This window comes from Exiguobacterium sp. KJ 601, from assembly GCF_027161185.1.
GTDB classification, from domain to species: Bacteria; Bacillota; Bacilli; order Exiguobacteriales; family Exiguobacteriaceae; genus Exiguobacterium; species Exiguobacterium profundum.
Map to the genome: position 1 here is coordinate 33040 of NZ_JADHZG010000001.1, position 17842 is coordinate 50881.

The 17842-nt window shown below is 47.3% G+C and carries 24 protein-coding genes; 14 read left to right on the top strand and 10 right to left on the bottom strand.

Annotation, left to right across the window (positions count from 1 at the left end; translation table 11 throughout):
- Positions 1-12 precede the first annotated feature (12 nt).
- Entirely contained in the window at positions 13-807 is a 795-nt protein-coding gene (locus IRJ25_RS00205) for a GNAT family N-acetyltransferase (RefSeq protein ID WP_196431406.1), read from the top strand.
- Positions 808-842: 35 nt separating this feature from the next.
- On the opposite strand, the gene IRJ25_RS00210 is transcribed toward IRJ25_RS00205, so the two are convergent.
- Positions 843-1628: an SDR family oxidoreductase gene (locus IRJ25_RS00210; protein ID WP_269317505.1), complete on the bottom strand. Its 786-nt coding sequence runs from the start codon at positions 1626-1628 to the stop codon at positions 843-845.
- A gap of 73 nt (positions 1629-1701) precedes the next feature.
- Positions 1702-2016 carry a hypothetical protein gene (locus tag IRJ25_RS00215; RefSeq protein WP_196431405.1) on the bottom strand — a complete coding sequence of 105 codons (315 nt, stop codon included), beginning with the start codon at positions 2014-2016 and terminating at the stop codon, positions 1702-1704.
- A 142-nt stretch (positions 2017-2158) separates the two neighbouring features.
- Between IRJ25_RS00215 and IRJ25_RS00220 the strand changes: the two genes are divergently transcribed.
- Positions 2159-2467 carry a hypothetical protein gene (locus IRJ25_RS00220; protein WP_214784051.1) on the top strand — a complete coding sequence of 103 codons (309 nt, stop codon included), beginning with the start codon at positions 2159-2161 and terminating at the stop codon, positions 2465-2467.
- A 188-nt stretch (positions 2468-2655) separates the two neighbouring features.
- Here IRJ25_RS00220 and tnpB read toward each other — a convergent pair whose 3' ends face one another.
- Positions 2656-3744: an IS200/IS605 family element RNA-guided endonuclease TnpB gene (gene tnpB / locus IRJ25_RS00225; RefSeq protein WP_269317506.1), complete on the bottom strand. Its 1089-nt coding sequence runs from the start codon at positions 3742-3744 to the stop codon at positions 2656-2658.
- Positions 3745-3952: 208 nt separating this feature from the next.
- On the bottom strand, positions 3953-4417 hold the full coding sequence (locus IRJ25_RS00230) for a GNAT family N-acetyltransferase (protein ID WP_269317507.1): 465 nt from the start codon (positions 4415-4417) through the stop codon (positions 3953-3955).
- Positions 4418-4468: 51 nt separating this feature from the next.
- On the opposite strand from IRJ25_RS00230, the gene IRJ25_RS00235 reads away from it, so the two are divergent.
- Positions 4469-5257 (top strand): GNAT family N-acetyltransferase, encoded by a 789-nt coding sequence (locus IRJ25_RS00235; protein WP_269317508.1) that lies wholly within the window; start codon positions 4469-4471, stop codon positions 5255-5257.
- A gap of 348 nt (positions 5258-5605) precedes the next feature.
- Entirely contained in the window at positions 5606-6589 is a 984-nt protein-coding gene (locus IRJ25_RS00240) for a M23 family metallopeptidase (protein WP_269317509.1), read from the top strand.
- A 44-nt stretch (positions 6590-6633) separates the two neighbouring features.
- On the opposite strand, the gene IRJ25_RS00245 is transcribed toward IRJ25_RS00240, so the two are convergent.
- Positions 6634-7179 (bottom strand): TraR/DksA C4-type zinc finger protein, encoded by a 546-nt coding sequence (locus IRJ25_RS00245; RefSeq protein ID WP_269317510.1) that lies wholly within the window; start codon positions 7177-7179, stop codon positions 6634-6636.
- Between the two features lie 152 nt (positions 7180-7331).
- On the opposite strand from IRJ25_RS00245, the gene IRJ25_RS00250 reads away from it, so the two are divergent.
- From IRJ25_RS00250 to IRJ25_RS00265, 4 genes are read left to right on the top strand one after another with little or no spacing between them, the layout of a single operon-like run.
- Positions 7332-7856 carry a GrpB family protein gene (locus IRJ25_RS00250; RefSeq protein WP_214685232.1) on the top strand — a complete coding sequence of 175 codons (525 nt, stop codon included), beginning with the start codon at positions 7332-7334 and terminating at the stop codon, positions 7854-7856.
- A 57-nt stretch (positions 7857-7913) separates the two neighbouring features.
- Positions 7914-8210 carry a hypothetical protein gene (locus IRJ25_RS00255; RefSeq protein WP_214784045.1) on the top strand — a complete coding sequence of 99 codons (297 nt, stop codon included), beginning with the start codon at positions 7914-7916 and terminating at the stop codon, positions 8208-8210.
- A 2-nt stretch (positions 8211-8212) separates the two neighbouring features.
- The gene (locus IRJ25_RS00260; RefSeq protein ID WP_168169880.1) at positions 8213-8686 is read left to right on the top strand and encodes a GNAT family N-acetyltransferase; all 474 of its coding nucleotides are present in this window, start codon (positions 8213-8215) and stop codon (positions 8684-8686) included.
- 4 nt (positions 8687-8690) lie between these two features.
- A complete protein-coding gene (locus IRJ25_RS00265) occupies positions 8691-8993 on the top strand; it encodes a hypothetical protein (RefSeq protein ID WP_214784043.1) in 303 nt (100 codons plus the stop codon).
- Between the two features lie 39 nt (positions 8994-9032).
- Here the strand turns inward: IRJ25_RS00265 and IRJ25_RS00270 are convergent, their stop codons facing one another.
- The 3 genes from IRJ25_RS00270 to IRJ25_RS00280 all read right to left on the bottom strand — a co-directional run bounded on the left by IRJ25_RS00270 (position 9033) and on the right by IRJ25_RS00280 (position 12444).
- Positions 9033-9890 carry a pirin family protein gene (locus IRJ25_RS00270; RefSeq protein WP_078147824.1) on the bottom strand — a complete coding sequence of 286 codons (858 nt, stop codon included), beginning with the start codon at positions 9888-9890 and terminating at the stop codon, positions 9033-9035.
- Positions 9891-9995: 105 nt separating this feature from the next.
- Positions 9996-11261 (bottom strand): hypothetical protein, encoded by a 1266-nt coding sequence (locus tag IRJ25_RS00275; RefSeq protein WP_078147823.1) that lies wholly within the window; start codon positions 11259-11261, stop codon positions 9996-9998.
- A gap of 286 nt (positions 11262-11547) precedes the next feature.
- On the bottom strand, positions 11548-12444 hold the full coding sequence (locus IRJ25_RS00280; RefSeq protein WP_269317511.1) for an aldo/keto reductase: 897 nt from the start codon (positions 12442-12444) through the stop codon (positions 11548-11550).
- Positions 12445-12592: 148 nt separating this feature from the next.
- Here IRJ25_RS00280 and IRJ25_RS00285 point away from each other — a divergent pair, with 148 nt between their 5' ends.
- From IRJ25_RS00285 to IRJ25_RS00300, 4 genes are all read left to right on the top strand, one after another.
- Positions 12593-13204, top strand: coding sequence for a serine/threonine protein kinase (locus IRJ25_RS00285; RefSeq protein WP_074035436.1), 612 nt, complete (start codon positions 12593-12595; stop codon positions 13202-13204).
- Between the two features lie 81 nt (positions 13205-13285).
- Entirely contained in the window at positions 13286-13615 is a 330-nt protein-coding gene (locus IRJ25_RS00290; protein WP_269317512.1) for a four-helix bundle copper-binding protein, read from the top strand.
- Positions 13616-13707: 92 nt separating this feature from the next.
- Positions 13708-14220: a GNAT family N-acetyltransferase gene (locus IRJ25_RS00295; protein WP_031421949.1), complete on the top strand. Its 513-nt coding sequence runs from the start codon at positions 13708-13710 to the stop codon at positions 14218-14220.
- A gap of 66 nt (positions 14221-14286) precedes the next feature.
- Entirely contained in the window at positions 14287-14625 is a 339-nt protein-coding gene (locus IRJ25_RS00300) for a zinc ribbon domain-containing protein YjdM (RefSeq protein ID WP_031421951.1), read from the top strand.
- Between the two features lie 37 nt (positions 14626-14662).
- Here IRJ25_RS00300 and IRJ25_RS00305 read toward each other — a convergent pair whose 3' ends face one another.
- A complete protein-coding gene (locus IRJ25_RS00305; protein ID WP_269317513.1) occupies positions 14663-16120 on the bottom strand; it encodes an aldehyde dehydrogenase family protein in 1458 nt (485 codons plus the stop codon).
- Positions 16121-16210: 90 nt separating this feature from the next.
- Here IRJ25_RS00305 and IRJ25_RS00310 point away from each other — a divergent pair, with 90 nt between their 5' ends.
- Positions 16211-16552 (top strand): hypothetical protein, encoded by a 342-nt coding sequence (locus tag IRJ25_RS00310; RefSeq protein WP_269317514.1) that lies wholly within the window; start codon positions 16211-16213, stop codon positions 16550-16552.
- Between the two features lie 127 nt (positions 16553-16679).
- Positions 16680-17357: a YjjG family noncanonical pyrimidine nucleotidase gene (locus IRJ25_RS00315; RefSeq protein ID WP_214784028.1), complete on the top strand. Its 678-nt coding sequence runs from the start codon at positions 16680-16682 to the stop codon at positions 17355-17357.
- Positions 17358-17359: 2 nt separating this feature from the next.
- On the opposite strand, the gene IRJ25_RS00320 is transcribed toward IRJ25_RS00315, so the two are convergent.
- Positions 17360-17809, bottom strand: a complete 450-nt coding sequence (locus tag IRJ25_RS00320; protein ID WP_074035444.1) for an NUDIX hydrolase — start codon at positions 17807-17809, stop codon at positions 17360-17362.
- Between the last annotated feature and the right edge of the window lie 33 nt (positions 17810-17842).

Below are 17842 nucleotides of genomic sequence, written 5' to 3' on the forward strand. Positions count from 1 at the left end.
GGAGGGAAGAGCGTGAAACGTTTAGAATTGGCAAGGCGTATCGAACGCATCAAAGCAGAGGGGACGTCTGCTTACATTCGACATCGTAAACAAACCCCTCCCTATGAAGGTGCGGAACTACACGTAGAAGGAAAAGGGCATGTGTTCAAAATGGGAAATATGAGTTTTGCGGTCGGATTTGGATTGAATCGGCCGACAAGCTTTTACGACCTGCATCAAATGGAAAAATGGGTACGCGGGAAAAATGTCTCGCGTCTACATATTGAGGTTTGTCCATTAGCGGAAGATTCCTTGCTCCGCTTATTGCAAGAACGTAACTACACGCTCGATCATTTTTTGGACGTATGGACGTTGGATTTGACACAGCATGCCTCCACATCTGTACCGACCCAGGTCGAAAAAGTGAAGGATGAGACACTCCATGAGTGGGCATACGCCGTTGCGGCTGGATTCGCCGAGTCGGGCACAATCCTTCAAGAGACGGTCGATACAGCCAAAGGCTTTTACGCACTACCGAGTAATCATGCTTATCTCGTGCGAGAAGAGGATGCTGTCGTAGCGGGTGGGATTTTAGCCACGCAAGACGGGATTGGAGAATTGTTTCTGACGAGCACCGTTCCGACGTATCGGCAAAAAGGGTACCAGACACAACTTATTTTGGAACGAATTGCCGAAGCGAAAGCACTTGGATGCAATCTGTTGACGGTTACGACGAAAGTCGATTCGGCGTCTGGTCGCAATATGGAACGGCTTGGATTTCAGCCGTTCTATCAAAAAGCGGTCATGAAAAGTCCAATCCTTAAATGAGCAGGTCGCCTCGGGTGAGGTGACCTGCTTTTCGATTACAAGAGTGATTCAGCCCCATCGACGTATACTTCAGAGCCGGTCACGTGGCTCGACATGTTGCTCGCGAAAAATAAGACGACATCGGCGACTTGTTTCGCGGAGCCCGATTTTCCGGCAAGCGGTTGATTCCCAAGTGGATATTCGATTGGAATGACGACTTCTTCGAGCAACGCATCGTCTCGATTGGTCGAATCGTCAATATTCGTATCGATGGCCCCGGGACAGATGGAATTGACACGAATCCCGAATTGAGCGAGTTCCGCAGCAGCCATTTTCGCAAAGCCGGTTTGACCTGCTTTCGTCGTCGCGTAGCCACTGAATCCGAAATTTTTAAAATAGCGGTTCCCGTTAATCGATGAAGTGATAATGATACTCCCGCCATTCTCTTTCAAATGGGGAATAGCATGTTTGACGGTCAAAAAGGTTCCCGTGAGGTTCGTCTCCACCACGCCATTCCAATCATCCAATGATAAATGTTCGATTGGTGTGATGGTCCCGTTTCGACCGGCGTTAGCGAAGACGATATCGAGTTGACCAAATCGTTCCATTGTCCGTTTGTAGGCCTCTTTCATTGCAGATTCATCTGACACATCTGCACTGATGCCGATGGCGCGTTCTTCCCCGACAAGGCTTGCGAGACGCATCGTATCTTCTTCATTCAAATCGACAATGGCGACTTTCGCTCCGGCTTGAATGAAGCGGATGACCGCGGCACGTCCGATTCCGGAGGCTGCCCCGGTCACAAAAGCTACTTTTCCAGATAGTAATTTATTTGAAATCAATCCGATCACTCCTTTTTATGATTCTGTTCTCATATTCCACAGTTCTGGAAAAGTTACGCTTCATTTCAAAAAATCATGGAGCGTTGACTTCGATGGTGCGTGCGATGTTCAAATTAGAATCCGTCGGGATGACCTCGATTGTCACTAGTTGTCCGCTCTGTAACCCTTGTACGCTATTGACGATGCCGGTGACTTCGGTTTGATCATTGATCAAGACGACGCGCAATGTGACTTCTTCCGAGGATCCGGTAGATTCAATCAATATTTGGGGGATATCGACTCGTTCAATCTGTCCCTCGACTAAGTTGTCATTCCACGTGCTCATCCAATAAACGGCGACTAAAAAAAGACCGAGAAAGATTAAAGCAAAGGTTAATCGTGAACGCATGCACACCTCACTCCTTTGTTGTCCCGTTTCGCATCTTGTCTAATTTACCTTTACCCGGAAATTCTCTCGTTACTTGAAAAAATAGTAGGAATCACAAGAAAAATGGGGAATAGAAAGGAAAACGAAAAGGTGAGGTGTGGGCATGTGGATGATGGTTAGTGCGCTAGGATTGGTTGCTTGTGTATGGATCGCGTTCGGTTGGTTCACCATTGGTAATGCAAAGCGACGGGTATGGGGAGGTCTTTTTTCACTCAGTATGACTTGCCTGTTCGCACCGCTCTTCCTCGTGAAACTGGGAGAACAGTATGGATTTGTTGGGATTCAAGTAGGGTTGACCGCTTTATTCGGCGTACTCGCAGGTGCATTTTTCTTTGTGGCACTCGGATGGACAGGACGCCCGGCGAAAGTTCGAAAAGTGAGAACGTTATCGGAAGACCCTGATTTATTTTGAAGCATGACTTACCACTCCTACGGTATAATGCGGTCATAATGATGTTACGAGGGAGTGGGGATCATGAGTGAACTACTCGCCACTTATTTGCTTCACAAATTGAAGTGGGAGCTTCTTGGGAAGACCGTGCTCTTACCAGCCACGGTTATTTACCAAGCTCGTCGGACAGTCCCTGCCCTGAAGGGTTGTCAGTCGGCTAACATCAACAGGTTGATGCTCGCGTTGATGTCACGGTCATGGTGCGCGCCACAAGCACACGTCCATTCGCGGACATCTAATTTTTTCTTCTCGCCTTTTACTCCGCAAGTAGAACAGATCTGCGTCGATGCGTACCAGGGGTCTGCTTTAATCAGTGTTCGTCCGTAGAATCTTGATTTGTATTCGAGTTGCCGGACGAACTCGTACCAACTGACATCCCCGATGGACTTCGCTACCTTGTGATTCTTCATCATGTCCTTCGATGTCAATGTCTCCACGACGATGACTTGGTTCTCGTCAACGGTCCGTCTCGACAGTTTGTGAAGGAAGTCCTGGCGTTGGTTGGCGATCTTTTCGTGTTTCTTGGCCAGAAGTAATGTGGCTTTTTCACGATTCGTGCTACCGATTTTCTTACGTGACAGCGCCCGCTGTGCTTTCTTGACCTTTTCTTCGGACTTACGAAAAAAACGTGGGTTTTCGATCTTCTCCGAGACCATCGCATCGTTCGTCATGATAGCGAAATGGTCCAAACCGAGATCGATCCCGACCTTGTTCTCGGCTGGGATCCATGGTTCATCGTCCTGTTCGACGAGGAGGGAGACAAAGAACTTGCCTGTCTTGGTCATCGAGACCGTCGCCGACCGGATGACGCCCTCGAACGGGCGATGTTGTGTGAACCGCACGAACCCGACCTTCGGCAGCCGAACCTTGCCCGCCTCGATGCGGATCGTACCGCGCTGGTTGTTCGTCGTGTAGGAGGCGCGCGACCGCCGTCTCGATTTGAAGTTCGGGAAGCCGCCCGTCCCGGCGAAGAACTTTGCGAACGCGGTGTCGAGGTTCAGCTTCGCGTTCGCGAGCGCGAGGCTGTCCGCCTCGGCGAGGAAGGGGAACAGGGGCTTGTAGGAGGCGGGTGTCGCCGGTTTCCGTCTCGTTCCGGTCCCCGCTTTCGCCTCCTCGCGGATGGCGATGCGGTCCTCGAGCAGCTTGTTGTAGATGAACCGGGCGCAGCCGATCGTCTTGATGAGGAACTCGGCCTGTACAGGCGTCGGGTGAAGCCTATATTTGTAGCCTTTCAGCATGTCCGTCCCTCTCCCTCCAGCAGATCGTGATATGTCTTCCTCATCCGATACCCGCGGAGGGGGAGGGAGAATCTGACGGAATCACGAACTTTTGTTCGTCATATCTGTCACAGGGGGAAAAGATGTTTGGACCGGGCGATTCATCTCCCACCTACGCTGGGCTTCGCCCCGAGACGCTTAGAGGAGGGAGAATTCTCGCCTACTTCTGTTAAATCGTTAAGGAAAGAATACGTTGTTCGCCAATCGGTCCACCGATTCGACGTCCGGTATCGCTCCACCCAACGTTCGTATAAAGGGAGAAAGCGGCTTCGTTTTTCAGATTGACCGACAGGACGATTTCACGAATATGAGGGAAATGTTGCTTTACGAACTGCGGAAGTGCTTGGAGTGCCGTTTTAGCGTAGCCTTTCCCTTGGTCCTCATAGTTAATAGCAAAGGCGGAGAAGAGCAAAGCATTCGACTCGGTCGTATAGGAAGTGACGCGTTCGTTGTCATGCAGTAAGAACATCCCGACTGGTTTCGATGCGACGACGACAATCGGATGAACGCCATCAGGTAATGGATCATCCATGTCTTTGGGCAGGGTCGTATACTTTTCTTGGTCCGTCGGTAGTGCGAACGTATTGAGAATCGATTGATGCGTATCATTTCGATATTCGAGCGTGATTTTCATAAGAAGTCTCCTTCGAGCGTTATTGATTTTTATTCAGAAAAGGGGAATTATATGTCGACACAGTTTACATACCGTCAAAATCCACCATTACAAGATTTATACCGCGCGTTTATGAGCGGTTTTTCTGATTATATTATTCCGTTTCAATTTGATGAGCAGACGTTCGAAGATGTTTTTCTTGTTCGTGATCAAAATCAGCCGTCCCGTTCCATTGTAGCCTATGATGATGAAGAACCTGTCGGTGTCGTGTTAACCGGGATTGCACATCTTGATTCAGGATGGCAGACACGTTGTGGTGGGCTTGCTGTCGCCCCACATGTCCGAAAAGCAGGAGTCGCGACCGAATTGATGAAACGATTTGAAGAGGCGGCAGTAGGCACTCGTTTACTCGAAGTCATTCAAGGCAATGATGCGGCAGTGTCTCTCTATGAACGACTAGGTTACGAAACGACTCGAGAAATTCTCTACTTCCAAGCGGTGTCATTAGAAACGAACGCAGACATGACGTATGAACCGATTCAAACGTTATTTGATGAGTTGTATCCGGCGGCGAGTCACGTTCCGATTTGGCAACGCGATGTGCGCGTGACCCAACAAGCTGCTGAGTTAGTGAAAGTCGTAGAAGGGAATCGAATAGGATTTTTCTTATACCGCGATCACGTCTTGCTCGATGTTTTTGGACAAGCAGAAGAAGCGGAATGGCTATTGCGGGCGGCCGCGAGCCGATCGCCACTTCATGTCACGTTGACATCAGACCGTCCTGAATGGGTCGAAGCGGCACGACGATTGGGATTTGTCCAAGACGAGATTGCCCAATTTGAAATGGTGAAGGACGCTTGATGAAGCGGTTGTTGGTCATCTGTATCATTGCGCTGATTAGTGGAAATACCGCGACCTTGATTGCGCTGACAACAAATCTTTCACCCGACCTGTCGCGAGGTATACTAGTAGTTAGTGTGAGTGTAACACTCCTTTCCATCGGTGGTATCGTCTGGGTGGGATACTATACAAAAAAACGCTAGTGAAATCCTTGTGAAGTGACACTTGAAAATATCACATCATGCTGTCATGTATGACATGAAAATGAAAAACTTCATATATTGAATTTTTTAACCCCCAGTGGTATATTCGCACATGTAGCTTTTTTGAAGCTCATGAATGTATTAATTTGGAGGGTTTATTATATATATGTGGAAACAACTCATCATGACAGCGGGTGTTGGTGTTCTCTTATTCCAAGGACAAATCGCATCTGCCGACAACATGTCCCCGCAAGACCTCGTTCAAACGGAAAAGTCATTGCAACAAACGGAGCAGCAGGTTAAAGATACGAAACAATCCATTCACGCCATTCAAACGAAGTTGAAGCAAGTCGATCATAAGGCGGAGGCGTTGCGAGATAAAATTGAAGGAACTTCTAAAGAATTAGAAGAAGTGGAGGAGTCACTCGTTCCTGCAGAACAGTCGCTCTTCGCAAAAGTCGTTTCTTCGGTGTTGCCGAGTGCGAAAGCGGAAGCCGCTGAAGCGGAAGAAGCACATCAAGAGCTTGTTGAAAAGAAAAACCAAGCAAATGAAGCATTGGAGCAACTGAAAGAAGAACAAGAGCAAATTGAAGCGACACGTCAAGACGTGAAAGCGTCATATGACGAAAAGTCGAAACAATATAAGAAACAAACGAATCAGTTGAGTGATTTAAAGAAACGGTATGAAGCGATGGCACCCGATCGGTTCTTAATGCCGGCGGAAGGTCGCCTCTCTCAAGGGTTCGGTTCGGCGAGTGGACAGTTCGGATACACATTCCATAACGGTCTCGATATTGCTGCCAAAACAGGTACACCTGTATACGCCGCGGAAGCTGGAAAAGTGACAAAAGTCAGCTCCAGTGGACCTTATGGAAACCACATACAAATCGAACACAACGTAGACGGTCAAAAATGGACGACCGTGTATGCACACTTGCACAAAGTGGATGTCAAGACCGGTCAGTCGGTACGCCAAGGTGAACCGATTGGTCAAATCGGAAACACGGGCAATTCGTCAGGTCCGCACTTACACTTTGAGATTCATAAAGGGGACTACAATTTCTCGGCTAGTTCAGCTGGGAATGCCGTCGACCCGATGAAACTGGCGGAGCGCCTCGGTGGTGCTTCTCCGGTAAAAGCCACGTTTTAAGCAGACAGATGCCCTGAGCCTCTCGAATGAGGTCAGGGCATTTTTTACTGTTCGCGCGTCGGATCGTGGTTGCCTTCGCTGTCGGCAATCGTATCTGAGCTTCCGTAGTCTTCTACTTGGGAGAAGGCGTCCGTTTTTTGACCAGGTTGATCCGTTCCGTCTAACTCTTTGCGTCGAGCTGTCTCATTAGGGTTCAACACGTCTTCTTCAACCGGTCGATCGACTTCATGCGCGTGTTCTTCCTCTTCTTGTGCCCGGGCGTGTTCGATGCAAAGGGTGGCTTCTGGAATGATTTCCAGACGGTCTAGTTCAATGTCTTTTCCACACACCTCACATTGTCCATATGTCCCATTCTGAATGGCTAATAGCGCCTTATCGACGTCACTCAAGAACTCTTCATCGAGCTCATTAAGGGCTTGGTCTCGTTCTCGTAAAAAGAGCTCTTCGCCCGAGTCGGCAGGGTGGTTGTCGTAATGAGAGAGCTCTCCTTCATCATATGTCTCTTCCCGATTATCCATGTATCCTTCGGTTTTTGCTTTTTCTTTCAATAATCGTTTTTTAAACGTTTCGATTTGTTCTTCAGTCAACATATCCATTCACTCTCCAGTTCTCAAGTCATTAATATAAGGTTTCCCATTTTATTTGTGTACAAACCATTTGAAGTGGAATCCCTCATGTCGAGCGATGTTTAGAAAGGGTATGATGAGAATAAAGAGTTCTTTTAAAAAAGGAGGAACGAATCATGAGAAAAGTCGAAGTAGTGAAATACAATCCAGAATGGAATCAAAAGTTTGAAGAAGAGGCTGGTAAATTGAGTCGGTTATTCGAAGAGGAGCTTGTCGCGATCCATCACATTGGAAGTACATCGGTCGAAGGATTGGCGGCAAAACCAATCATCGACATGATGCCGGTCGTACGGGACATCGAACGAGTCGATGACTACACGGAGCGGATGGAGGCACTCGGGTACCGTGGACTTGGTGAATATGGGATTCCGAAGCGTCGCTATTTCCGTAAAGGAGAAGAAGAACGGACGGTTCACGTGCATGTGTTTGAAGAAGGGAATCCGGATGTCATAAGACACCTTGCCTTCCGGGATTACTTGCGAGCTTATCCTGACGTTCGCGATGCGTATGGTGAGCTGAAGCTTCAACTTGCGGCACAGCACCCAGAAGACATGGAAGGATACATTCAAGGAAAGCATGACTGGGTCATCGAGACGGAACGGTTGGCGACGAAGTGGTATAAAGAAAATCAAGACGTGTGAAACCTTTTTATGGAAATGGTCGTATAATACATCAAACCTTGAAGGGGGAGATGTCGTGTGAAACGATTTCTCGGGAAATGTGTGGAATATGCTTTGGCCGCACTTGTTTTCGTCGGTCTGTTCTTTGTCCTCCGCGCGATTGCCGGAGACTCGGACAAAGGGTACATGTTGACATTGCTCGGTACATTTTTTCTCGTCTTACCTAGTTCGCTCTTGATTGGTTACTTTTTGGCCCGTCCGCTTCAACGTCGCCTAAATGGGAAAGAAACGGAGGCTTCGAGTGAGCATACGTTGCGCGGAACTGAAAAACCGCACGGTGTAAACGAAGATCGAAACCATTCAAACTATACCTGATGATGGAGATCACATTTATCCCTACGATTGATGCCCGTCTCATCGCACGGTTGAATCGTTCCATCCATGAGCATCACGTCCATATGAATCCGACCTTTTTTGCGGAGTATGAGGAAGAGAAGATGTACGAAGCCTTTTCGACACTGATTGGAAGACCCGGCCATCACTATATGGTGATGCAGCTTGAAGCAACTCCAATCGGTTACATATGGTTCGAAGAGAAAGTGGGTGAGGCGAACGCGTTTCGTCAAGCTGTTCGCGTGGTGTATGTTCATCACATCAGTATCGACCCCATGTATCAACGGAACGGTTACGGTCGACGTGTGATGGAATGGATGGAGCAATGGGCGCTTGACCACCAATTCAGATCGATTGAACTAGATTACTGGATGAGTAATACGGATGCCGCCTCGTTTTATGGCGAAATCGGGTTCACCCCAAAACGTCAGATTGTTATGAAAAAATTGGAGGAATAACATGATGGAATTACTCACAATTGGATTAGGAATTCTCGGAGTTCTGTCGTTAGGTTGGTTCTTTTATAGTTACTGGCTCGGATATAAGAGTGGCAATATCGTCATGACCCTCGATGAGCACTATACAAAACTAGAAGAGTACGTACCTGCTATCTTGTCGAAACTATACGAAGATGGAAAGAGCGCTCACTACCTTGGCGACCGCAAGTTTGAAGTGGAGGGCAAGCGTTACGTTCTCGTCGAACGGACTGTCCCGATCGGTCATGTTCCAACACAACAGACGGTCCTACAACCAGATCGATCATAATCAGAAAAGGGAGCTCTCTAGTCGAGAGGCTCCCTTTGTTTATTTGACGGCTGGGGGACCGAACCCGCCGCTATGATAATCGCGGAAAGCTTGGCGGATTTCTTCTTCCGTGTTCATCACGAATGGACCATGCGCAATATAGTCTTCGCGAATCGGTTTTCCGGAATAGATGAGCACCCGTGTACGCGTCGTGGCCTTCAGTTGAAGTGTGCTCATCGCTTCAGATGTTTCATCGAACGTCAGTGTCGCCACATCAGTTTTACTGAGCGGGATTTTGGAAGACCCAACTTCAATTGAACCAGCGAGTACGTACAAAAAGCTGTTATGATTCGCAGGCAAGATGTGTTCGTATTCGCCACCTTCTTTCAGCGTTATTTCTGTCATCGTGATGGGGACGAGACTTTCCATCGGCCCTTTTACACCCGCGATTTCGCCGGAATAGACACGAAGCTGCCCGCCGTCGAAAGGAACGAGGGGTGCGTCCTCGACGTATACGTTCTGATAGGAAGTGGTTGTTGTTTTTAACGACTTCGGCAAATTCAACCAGAGCTGCAGCGTATGGATCAAATCATCGTCGACCGCTTCTTCGGCGTGTCTAGCGGCCCATCCGGCGTTCATATACTGAACATCACCGGCGTCCAAAATCGAATGTCCCCCATGATTATCAATATGTTCTAGACGACCATCGATGACATACGTGATTGTTTGAAACCCACGATGGGGATGGTCCGAAAACGTCCCACGCTTGAACCAGTCTTCTGCCATCAAAATAAATGGATCGAACTCCTCTTTTTGTTCTGGAGGTAACACCCAGCCCTGTTGCACATGGGGATACCCGTTTTGTCGATAGGAGACGCGCCAATGATGGTTCACGTCACGTATAAATGGATTTGTCACAAAGATTCACTCCTTTCTCTTCCTATCTTCCCAAAAAATATGTCTCATCGTACTATATTTGCTTCATGAATATGCAAAAAGACAGACGCATTCGCATCTGTCAGATTAAGTGTTTTGTTCAAACAGGTTATACCACTTGATGGCATCCTCACGTAGTAGCTTAAAATGGGCGCCTGTCTCTGAATTGGTCACGTACACATCTGCACCATCATAGCTAACATCAAACGTTTGGGCGCATATCCCTTGAAATAGGGTCACATAAGGTGTGGAAGCGGTCTTGCCTGCATAGGCGGTCGCGTTAGCTCGTTTGATGGCGCCAAAAATAAATTCCATTTCATCTTGACCGACATGTTGTAGGAAGGAGGCATCTTTTGATTCCGTTCCAAGGAGTGCCAAGTCATGAAAAATGACATGACGTTGACTACTTAATTTGTCGTGAATTTGTTCACTCAATTCTTTTCCATACAACAACTTGGGTTCATGATACGTCAAGGAGACGTTCTGACGATGGGCCGTTCCGTTTTTCATGAACGTAAAACTGTAGAGTGGATACTCGTGACCCGGTACAAGAACCGAAGGGAGTTGCGGAGCTGTTTTGGCTCCGAACATTTGTGAAATATGCGCTTCTTTCGGTCGCAATACTTCTTGATAGTCATTTTGATCTCGGCTCGTATAAATCGCGTATTGTAACACCTCATCAGACTTTTCTGTCCCGAGCCCGAGTGACAAATAGGGATGCCTTGTTGATTCGACAGGAATGACGAGGCGGTCTTTGGCTTCGGACGATGTAAAGGTCAGTTCAAATTCACCACTGAAAGGCATCGTGATATGGAAAAGTGTATGCTCGATCCCTTTTCTTTCTGGATAGGGCTCATTACCTATCGGCTTTTTCATCTCTTGTGCGAAATGCTCATATTCATGGGGCTCAGCAAATCGGAATTTCGGAACATCCGGATAAGGTTCGGCCGTATATTGAACATCGTTTAAACTTTCAGGAAGCGTGTTAATTTCGGTGGCATATGTGACGGAATCGAGTTGACATTGGACATATGATTTATCTTCGACAGTGAAAAAAGTTGCGGTTGGAAAAGAAGATTCGGTGGCGGCATTAGTCAACGGTTGGTTCAATGTGACCGTCCCGAGCCAATGTCTTTCACCACTTGGAATTCTTTGAATCGCGTTGTCAGGCTGACATAACTCGATAATCGCTGCACGATCCGATTCGGGCATTTCAATTTGTTGTCCGTTTGGTAACAGGGCACGTCCTTGATAATATTCAGGAGCGGGTTGGAGTCGGAGTGCGCGTTCTTCCTCGCATCCGAATAAGAAAAACAGGATGACGAGGGTACTGAAAATCAGGTACTTTTTCACATCGGTACTCTCCTTCGATGAATCACTTTCACCATTCTAGCACCAATTTTTTGTGACTTTAGTCTTAGGAAAATTAATTTGTTATTTCGAAAAAAAATCAAAAAAACCGTCCAACTTGAACTGGACGGGGTATAAAACCATTTATGACTTATTTTTACTTTTTAACTTTTTTTGTATGTCGATTTTTGACGAAAAAACGTTGATATTACGAGACATTGAAAAAAGCCGATTATTCTTCTAAATTATCACTTTATAATTCAGTGGGATTTATTTGATGAAGTTTCCTTCAATCAACATCTCGACCGCGTGCCGCCTTCAAAATTTCGAACCATTCTTCACTAGTGAGGTCGATTTGAAGGGCGTCGACTCCTGTCTGAACGCGCTCGATTTTTCCGGATCCGATAATCGGCATAATGTTCGCAGGGTGTTGGACGAGCCATGCATACACAATCGAATCAATTCCGCTTGCATTGTGACGTGCACGAATTTCCTCGAGTTTTTCACGAAGGGGTGCATACTGTTCATCTTTGAAGAGTTGACCACCGGCTAGTGGACTCCAAGCCATAAGTGGCATTCGTTTTTCGTGACACAAATCGACCGATCCATCCTCAAAATGTTTCAATTGCATCGGAGAGAGTTCGAGTTGATTCGTCACAAGTTGGAATGGAAGGCGAGATTGAAGCAAGTTCTGTGTAGCCGGAACATGGTTAGATACACCGAATTCACGTACTTTACCACTATCGCGCAAGATGATGAAGGCTTCGGCAACTTCATCCGGATTCATCAGCGGATCTGGACGGTGGATGAGTAATGTATCAATGTGGTCAATGGCCAACTCTTTTAATGAACGCTCTGCTTGCGCGATGATATGCTCTTTTGTCGTATCGTAATAATTGAGTGTTTGACCTGGGTTGAATGACCCAGTCAATTTAATTCCTGTCTTTGTGACGATCTCCATTTGATCTCGGAGTTCAGGCTTTAACTTTAAGGCTTCTCCAAATAAACCTTCACATGTGTAACCGCCATAAATGTCTGCATGGTCGAATGTCGTGATGCCAAGCTCGAGACATTGTTCGATGAATGTGAGGCGTTCCTGTGGGGTCATGTCCCAATCAGCGAGACGCCACATTCCATGGACGATGCGTGAGAATGATAATTCTTCTGTCAAAGCGATGCGTTGCATAGTAACTCCTCCTTGGTTGTCAGTCGCTCTTCATTATACGTCTTACGAGAAAAGACGTCACTTGTCACCTACTCAAGCAGTTTTGGCGTCAAATGAGCTTGTATGCGCTATGATGAGAGGGAAGAGAAATAGGAAAGAGGCGTGACAGATGAGTGACTATGAACAATATGCGGACGTCACCTTCGAACAGGTGGGTGACTCGTTTCAGGTAGCCTCGATGCACCCAGATCTTCGATTACATGGAATTGGACGAAGTGCGGCCGTGTTTCGTTTAAAGGAAAAGGATCGTGTCATTAAAGTGTTCTTTCCAGGTTATGAACAAATCGCAACCGAAGAGGCAGCAATCTATGAAAAACTTAAGGGACTCCCTTACTTTCCGAAGTGCTATGATTCTGGTCCGTCATATTTAGTGATGGATTACATCGAAGGAAAGACGCTGTTTGAGTGTCTGACGGAAGGCGTCTGGATTGACCCTTCTTACATCGAGGTAGTGGATGAAGCGCTTCGACAGGCACGTTTACTAGGACTGACACCATCGGATGTCCACTTGCGTAATATCATTTTGACGCCAAACGGACAGATATTCTTGATTGATTTGGCACGCTTCAGACAAGGGCAACAAATCGATCATCAGTGGGAAGACTTGAAACGAATGTATCGATTATATCGCTATCGTTTCATGCCGAAACAATATGACGAGACATTACTGAATCGAATCGCTTACTTGTATCGCAGGTTCGTGAACGATCCGGATTCTTGAGCCGGGTCGTTTTTCTTTTACCGATTAGGGAACAGGAGTAACGTGTCCGAAATTGCAGAAGAAACGAAAGGGGAATGATGTATGGCTCATCGTATCTATGCGAACGAACTCGAAATGCTCCACGAATGTGTGGAAATGTGCAACTATTGTCTGGAATCTTGTTTAGAAGAAAAAGATGTACAGATGATGGTTGATTGTATCCGACTGGATCGGGAATGTGCCGCTGCCTGTGCGTTTCTTGCGGAAGCGATGACGCGTGATTCGGCATTCGTTCCTGAACTCGCGCGAGCGTGTGCAGTCATCTGTAAAGCATGCGCACAGGAGTGCGGGAAACATAAGCACGCACATTGCCAGGAATGCGCAAGAGTTTGTACAGAATGCGCCTCAATGTGTGACCGCTTGGCCGCATGATTTGAGTGACCGGTTGATGGGACCGGTCACTTTTTTCGTGTCTTTTGAAGAGGGGATTCGTATAATGAAAAAAACGAAAAGGTGGTATGGGGATGATTCGCAATTGTCGACGAGATGATCTTCAAATGATTTTACATATTTACAATGATGCGATTGTAAACAGTACGGCCGTCTATCACTATCAACCGGTGACACTCGAGAATCGAGTGGCATGGTATGAGGAGAAGAAAGAGCAAGATTGTCCAATCATCGTATGGGTAGAGGATGACGTCGTCATGGGGTTTGCGACGTTCGGTCCGTTCCGTCCGTGGCCAGCGTACCATTATACGGTTGAACATTCTGTATACGTGCATCCCGGTTACCGCGGGAAAGGCATTGGCAACAAACTGTTAAAAGAAATCATCCGTATCGCCGAAGTGAGAGGAATGAAAACGGTGATTGGTGGAATTGACGCATCGAACGTGACGAGTATCCGTGCGCATGAAAAAGTTGGATTCGTTCATTCCGGTACGATTCGAAATGCCGGATATAAATTCGGCAAATGGCTCGATTTATCGTTTTATCAACTTGATTTAGAAGGTCCTGCATCGCCTACCGAAGAGTGAACGGTCTAGAAAGATGGAGCCACCATACGATATACTGGAACGAGTGAATCGAATGGAGGAAATAGAATGACTGAGTACCCGAATTGCCCAAAATGCCAATCATCTTATGTGTACGAGGATGGCCCGTTGCTTGTATGCCCAGAATGTGCCTATGAATGGTCACCGAGTGAGGCGGCAGAAGCAGAAGCAGCGTCACAAATCAAAGATGCGAACGGAAACCCGCTTCAAGACGGAGACACTGTCACCGTGATCAAGGATTTGAAAGTGAAAGGAACCTCGCTTGTCGTCAAACAAGGAACGAAAGTGAAGGGGATTCGACTCGTGGAAGGTGACCATGATATCGACTGTAAAATCGAGGGACTTGGTGCGATGAAACTGAAGTCGGAGTTCGTGAAGAAAATCTAAAAAAGTGTTTCGGCGAGTTGCCGAAACACTTTTTGTATTACGAGAAGAACGGTTTGTACTCGCGACGTTCATGCATGATGGACACCCATTGGAGCGTCGTGAACTCTTCGAGTACCCATTCACCGTTGAATCGTCCGAGACCAGAGTTTTTCTCGCCCCCGAACGGCATGTGCGGTTCATCGTTGACCGACTGGTCGTTGATGTGAATCATGCCGGTTTCGACTTTTCGTGCAAAGTTGGTTGCACGATAAACCGAGCCGTGGACAGCACCGCTCAATCCATACGGTAATTCGTTCGAAAGACGGACAGCCTCTTCGTCATCTTTAAACGAAAGGATGACCGCGACAGGACCGAATATTTCGTTTTTCGCGAGCGGCATGTCATTCGTGACGCCACTGAGGACGGTCGGTTCGAGGACGTTGCCGTCCGCTGTCCCGCCAGTATGAACGGTCGCACCGGCATCAACCGTTTTCTCGATTTGGTCTAAGATGCGATCGACTTGATCGTGGTCGATGAGCGGGCCGACTTGCGTATCTTTTTCATTCGGGTTACCTGCTTTCAACTGTTTAACGCGCTCGACATAACGCTCCACGAACTCGTCATGAATCGATTCGGCGACGAGAATTCGGTTCGTCGACATACAGATTTGTCCTTGGTGGAAGAACTTGCTGTAGACGGCTGATTCGACGGCACGGTCGAGGTCGGCATCATCGAGAACGACAAACACGTTATTCCCACCGAGTTCAAGTGCTGTTTTCTTCAACAAACGACCTGCCTTTTCCGCAATCCCTTGTCCGACCTCGGTCGAACCTGTGAACGAGATGAGACGTGGGATTGGATGTTCGACAATCGCGTCCCCGATTTCAGACCCTCGTCCGACGACAACGTTGAGCACACCTTTCGGAAGTCCTGCTTCTTCGAAGAGGGATGCGAATAGGAGACCACCCGTGACCGGTGTCGCCGTGGCCGGTTTGACGACGGCCGTATTCCCCGTCGCGAGAGCTGTCACGATTGAACGAACAGCCAAGTGGAACGGGAAGTTCCATGGGCTGATGATGCCGATGACCCCAAGTGGTTTGCGGTATACCCGGTTCTCTTTATTCGGCACGATCGAAGGTTTGATGAGCCCGTCCATACGGAAAGGGAATGTTGCGGCTTCTTTGATGATGGCCATTGATGCGGCGAACTCACTCTCTGCTTTGATACGTGTACTACCGGACTCTTTCACGAGCCAGTCGACGATAAAGTCTTTGTTGTCCATCGTCAGCTGGGCAAACTTCTCAATCAACTCACGTCGTGCTTGTGGAAGCATGTCGGCCCAGTCCGCCTGAGACGCTTTGGCTGCTTCATAAGCACGATTCAAGTCCTCTTCATCCGCTGATTGAATCGAGAAGAGCGTCTCGTTCGAGAACGGATTGACGTTGTCGATCGACTTTTCACTTGATCCATTTACCCACTCACCATTGATGTACATGTTCGTAAAATTTGTATGCATATTTGAACACTCCTTTGTTTTTTCTTCACCATAAGAAGTATTCACTTGTTTTAGAAAAATAAACATATCAATGTATTGGATTTGGTAAACTTGAATCAAGTAAATTCAACAAGTTTAGGAGCAGACGATGAAAACTTGCTGTGTGAGTTTATTCCTCTTCGTGCCTTGGGCATTTTTTGTGGCGGCAATGGATTATGTATGGGGTTTTCCATTTGGATATTTGATTGTACCGGTGATCATTTGGTGGGTAACAAAACAATCTTTGAGGCATTTGCAAATACGCTTTGTATTAGCTTCCTTGCTTGGATCGTATGGTGTGTCGATTTATTTGGCCTACTTGTGGGGATACTTCTTCAAGCCGTTAACGCTCAGTGGGGTTGTTCACGCATGGTCGGTCGCGATATTGATTGGGGTACTCGTGATATTGATTAATTATGGAGCTCAAAAATCAAACGAGTCATCTAATAGACATTGAGAGGGGGATACGTCATATCTCCCTTTTTTGATGTTCGTTTCTACTTCCTGTACAGTTAGACGAAGAGAGGAGTTAGAAAGAAATATGAAACGTTATGAAGCGATTTTATTTGATATTGATGACACGCTACTAGATTTTAAACAAAGTGAACATGTTGCCTTGGAACAGTTACTTGCATCCTACAACGTCCGGATGACGGATGAGGTGAAGTCGCGCTATGTTGACATCAACACGGGCCTGTGGCGTGCGTTTGAGCGCGGCGAAGTGGACCGGGAAGAAGTGCTCATCGGTCGTCACACGAAACTGTTCGATTCGCTCGGTCTCACGGTGGACGGTCCGCAGGTCGAACAGCAGTATCGGGACTACTTACATGCAGGCGTACACATGATTGACGGTGCGTTAGAGATTGTCCAAACACTGAGCGCGCACTATCCACTCTATATCGTCACAAACGGTGTGACAGAGACGCAATTCAAACGGTTAGAGTCATCTGGACTATTGCCGTACTTCCAAGATGTCTTCGTATCGGATGCGACCGGCTCGCAAAAACCGATGAAACCGTTTTTCGACTACGTCTTCGACCGAATCCCGAATGTAGCGCCAGAGAAAGGTTTGATTATCGGTGACTCGGTCACGGCAGACATCGCCGGTGGGCGGATGTATGGTTTGGATACGTGCTGGTTCAATCCGAACGAAGTGGCTGCGACGATTGAGTCAACGTATGAGATTCGACATTTAAACGAGTTGAAATCGCTACTCTAAGTTCAAGCTGGATTGAGTGAATGAGTTGGCAAACGGTTCGGGAGTTGAGCGAGTATTTCCGGATAAAGCGTGACGTCTTGTAGACGGTCAAGCTTTATCCAACGATAAATCAGGTGATCTCCTTCAGGTCCATAAAAGTCTCCGTCTTGGAGCGGGAGGTCACCGTCTACATAAAAGTACAGTCCAATCTCATGAAACGGCTGATTGTTGTACGTAAATAAGTTCTCGTGCACGAAAGCGAACGTGGTATCAGTCACGTGCATGTTCAACTCTTCATGTAGCTCGCGTGCGAGGGCGGTTGCGGCTTCTTCACCGAGCGTGACGCGCCCCCCGGGTAATGCCCAAAAGTCATCTCGGATGTTTCGGTGAATCAATAAGTGACCGTCTTTCACAAAAATACCAGCAACGCGGTAATTGAAAACGCCGTGTTCAGTAGGAAATACGAGATCCATCTATATCACTTCCAATCATTGTAATCTGTTCTA

Excerpts from the sequence above, each read along its gene's own strand:
- IRJ25_RS00295 (WP_031421949.1), top strand. The coding sequence starts at position 13,708 with ATGATTCGCAATTGTCGACGAGATGATCTTCAAATGATTTTACATATT.
- IRJ25_RS00235 (WP_269317508.1), top strand. The coding sequence starts at position 4,469 with ATGTCGACACAGTTTACATACCGTCAAAATCCACCATTACAAGATTTA.
- IRJ25_RS00220 (WP_214784051.1), top strand. The coding sequence starts at position 2,159 with ATGTGGATGATGGTTAGTGCGCTAGGATTGGTTGCTTGTGTATGGATC.
- IRJ25_RS00315 (WP_214784028.1), top strand. The coding sequence starts at position 16,680 with ATGAAACGTTATGAAGCGATTTTATTTGATATTGATGACACGCTACTA.
- IRJ25_RS00285 (WP_074035436.1), top strand. The coding sequence starts at position 12,593 with ATGAGTGACTATGAACAATATGCGGACGTCACCTTCGAACAGGTGGGT.
- IRJ25_RS00280 (WP_269317511.1), bottom strand. The coding sequence starts at position 12,444 with ATGCAACGCATCGCTTTGACAGAAGAATTATCATTCTCACGCATCGTC.
- IRJ25_RS00230 (WP_269317507.1), bottom strand. The coding sequence starts at position 4,417 with ATGAAAATCACGCTCGAATATCGAAATGATACGCATCAATCGATTCTC.
- IRJ25_RS00250 (WP_214685232.1), top strand. The coding sequence starts at position 7,332 with ATGAGAAAAGTCGAAGTAGTGAAATACAATCCAGAATGGAATCAAAAG.
- IRJ25_RS00300 (WP_031421951.1), top strand. The coding sequence starts at position 14,287 with ATGACTGAGTACCCGAATTGCCCAAAATGCCAATCATCTTATGTGTAC.
- IRJ25_RS00215 (WP_196431405.1), bottom strand. The coding sequence starts at position 2,016 with ATGCGTTCACGATTAACCTTTGCTTTAATCTTTCTCGGTCTTTTTTTA.
- IRJ25_RS00240 (WP_269317509.1), top strand. The coding sequence starts at position 5,606 with ATGTGGAAACAACTCATCATGACAGCGGGTGTTGGTGTTCTCTTATTC.
- tnpB (WP_269317506.1), bottom strand. The coding sequence starts at position 3,744 with ATGCTGAAAGGCTACAAATATAGGCTTCACCCGACGCCTGTACAGGCC.
- IRJ25_RS00305 (WP_269317513.1), bottom strand. The coding sequence starts at position 16,120 with ATGCATACAAATTTTACGAACATGTACATCAATGGTGAGTGGGTAAAT.
- IRJ25_RS00260 (WP_168169880.1), top strand. The coding sequence starts at position 8,213 with ATGGAGATCACATTTATCCCTACGATTGATGCCCGTCTCATCGCACGG.
- IRJ25_RS00290 (WP_269317512.1), top strand. The coding sequence starts at position 13,286 with ATGGCTCATCGTATCTATGCGAACGAACTCGAAATGCTCCACGAATGT.
- IRJ25_RS00245 (WP_269317510.1), bottom strand. The coding sequence starts at position 7,179 with ATGTTGACTGAAGAACAAATCGAAACGTTTAAAAAACGATTATTGAAA.
- IRJ25_RS00320 (WP_074035444.1), bottom strand. The coding sequence starts at position 17,809 with ATGGATCTCGTATTTCCTACTGAACACGGCGTTTTCAATTACCGCGTT.
- IRJ25_RS00265 (WP_214784043.1), top strand. The coding sequence starts at position 8,691 with ATGGAATTACTCACAATTGGATTAGGAATTCTCGGAGTTCTGTCGTTA.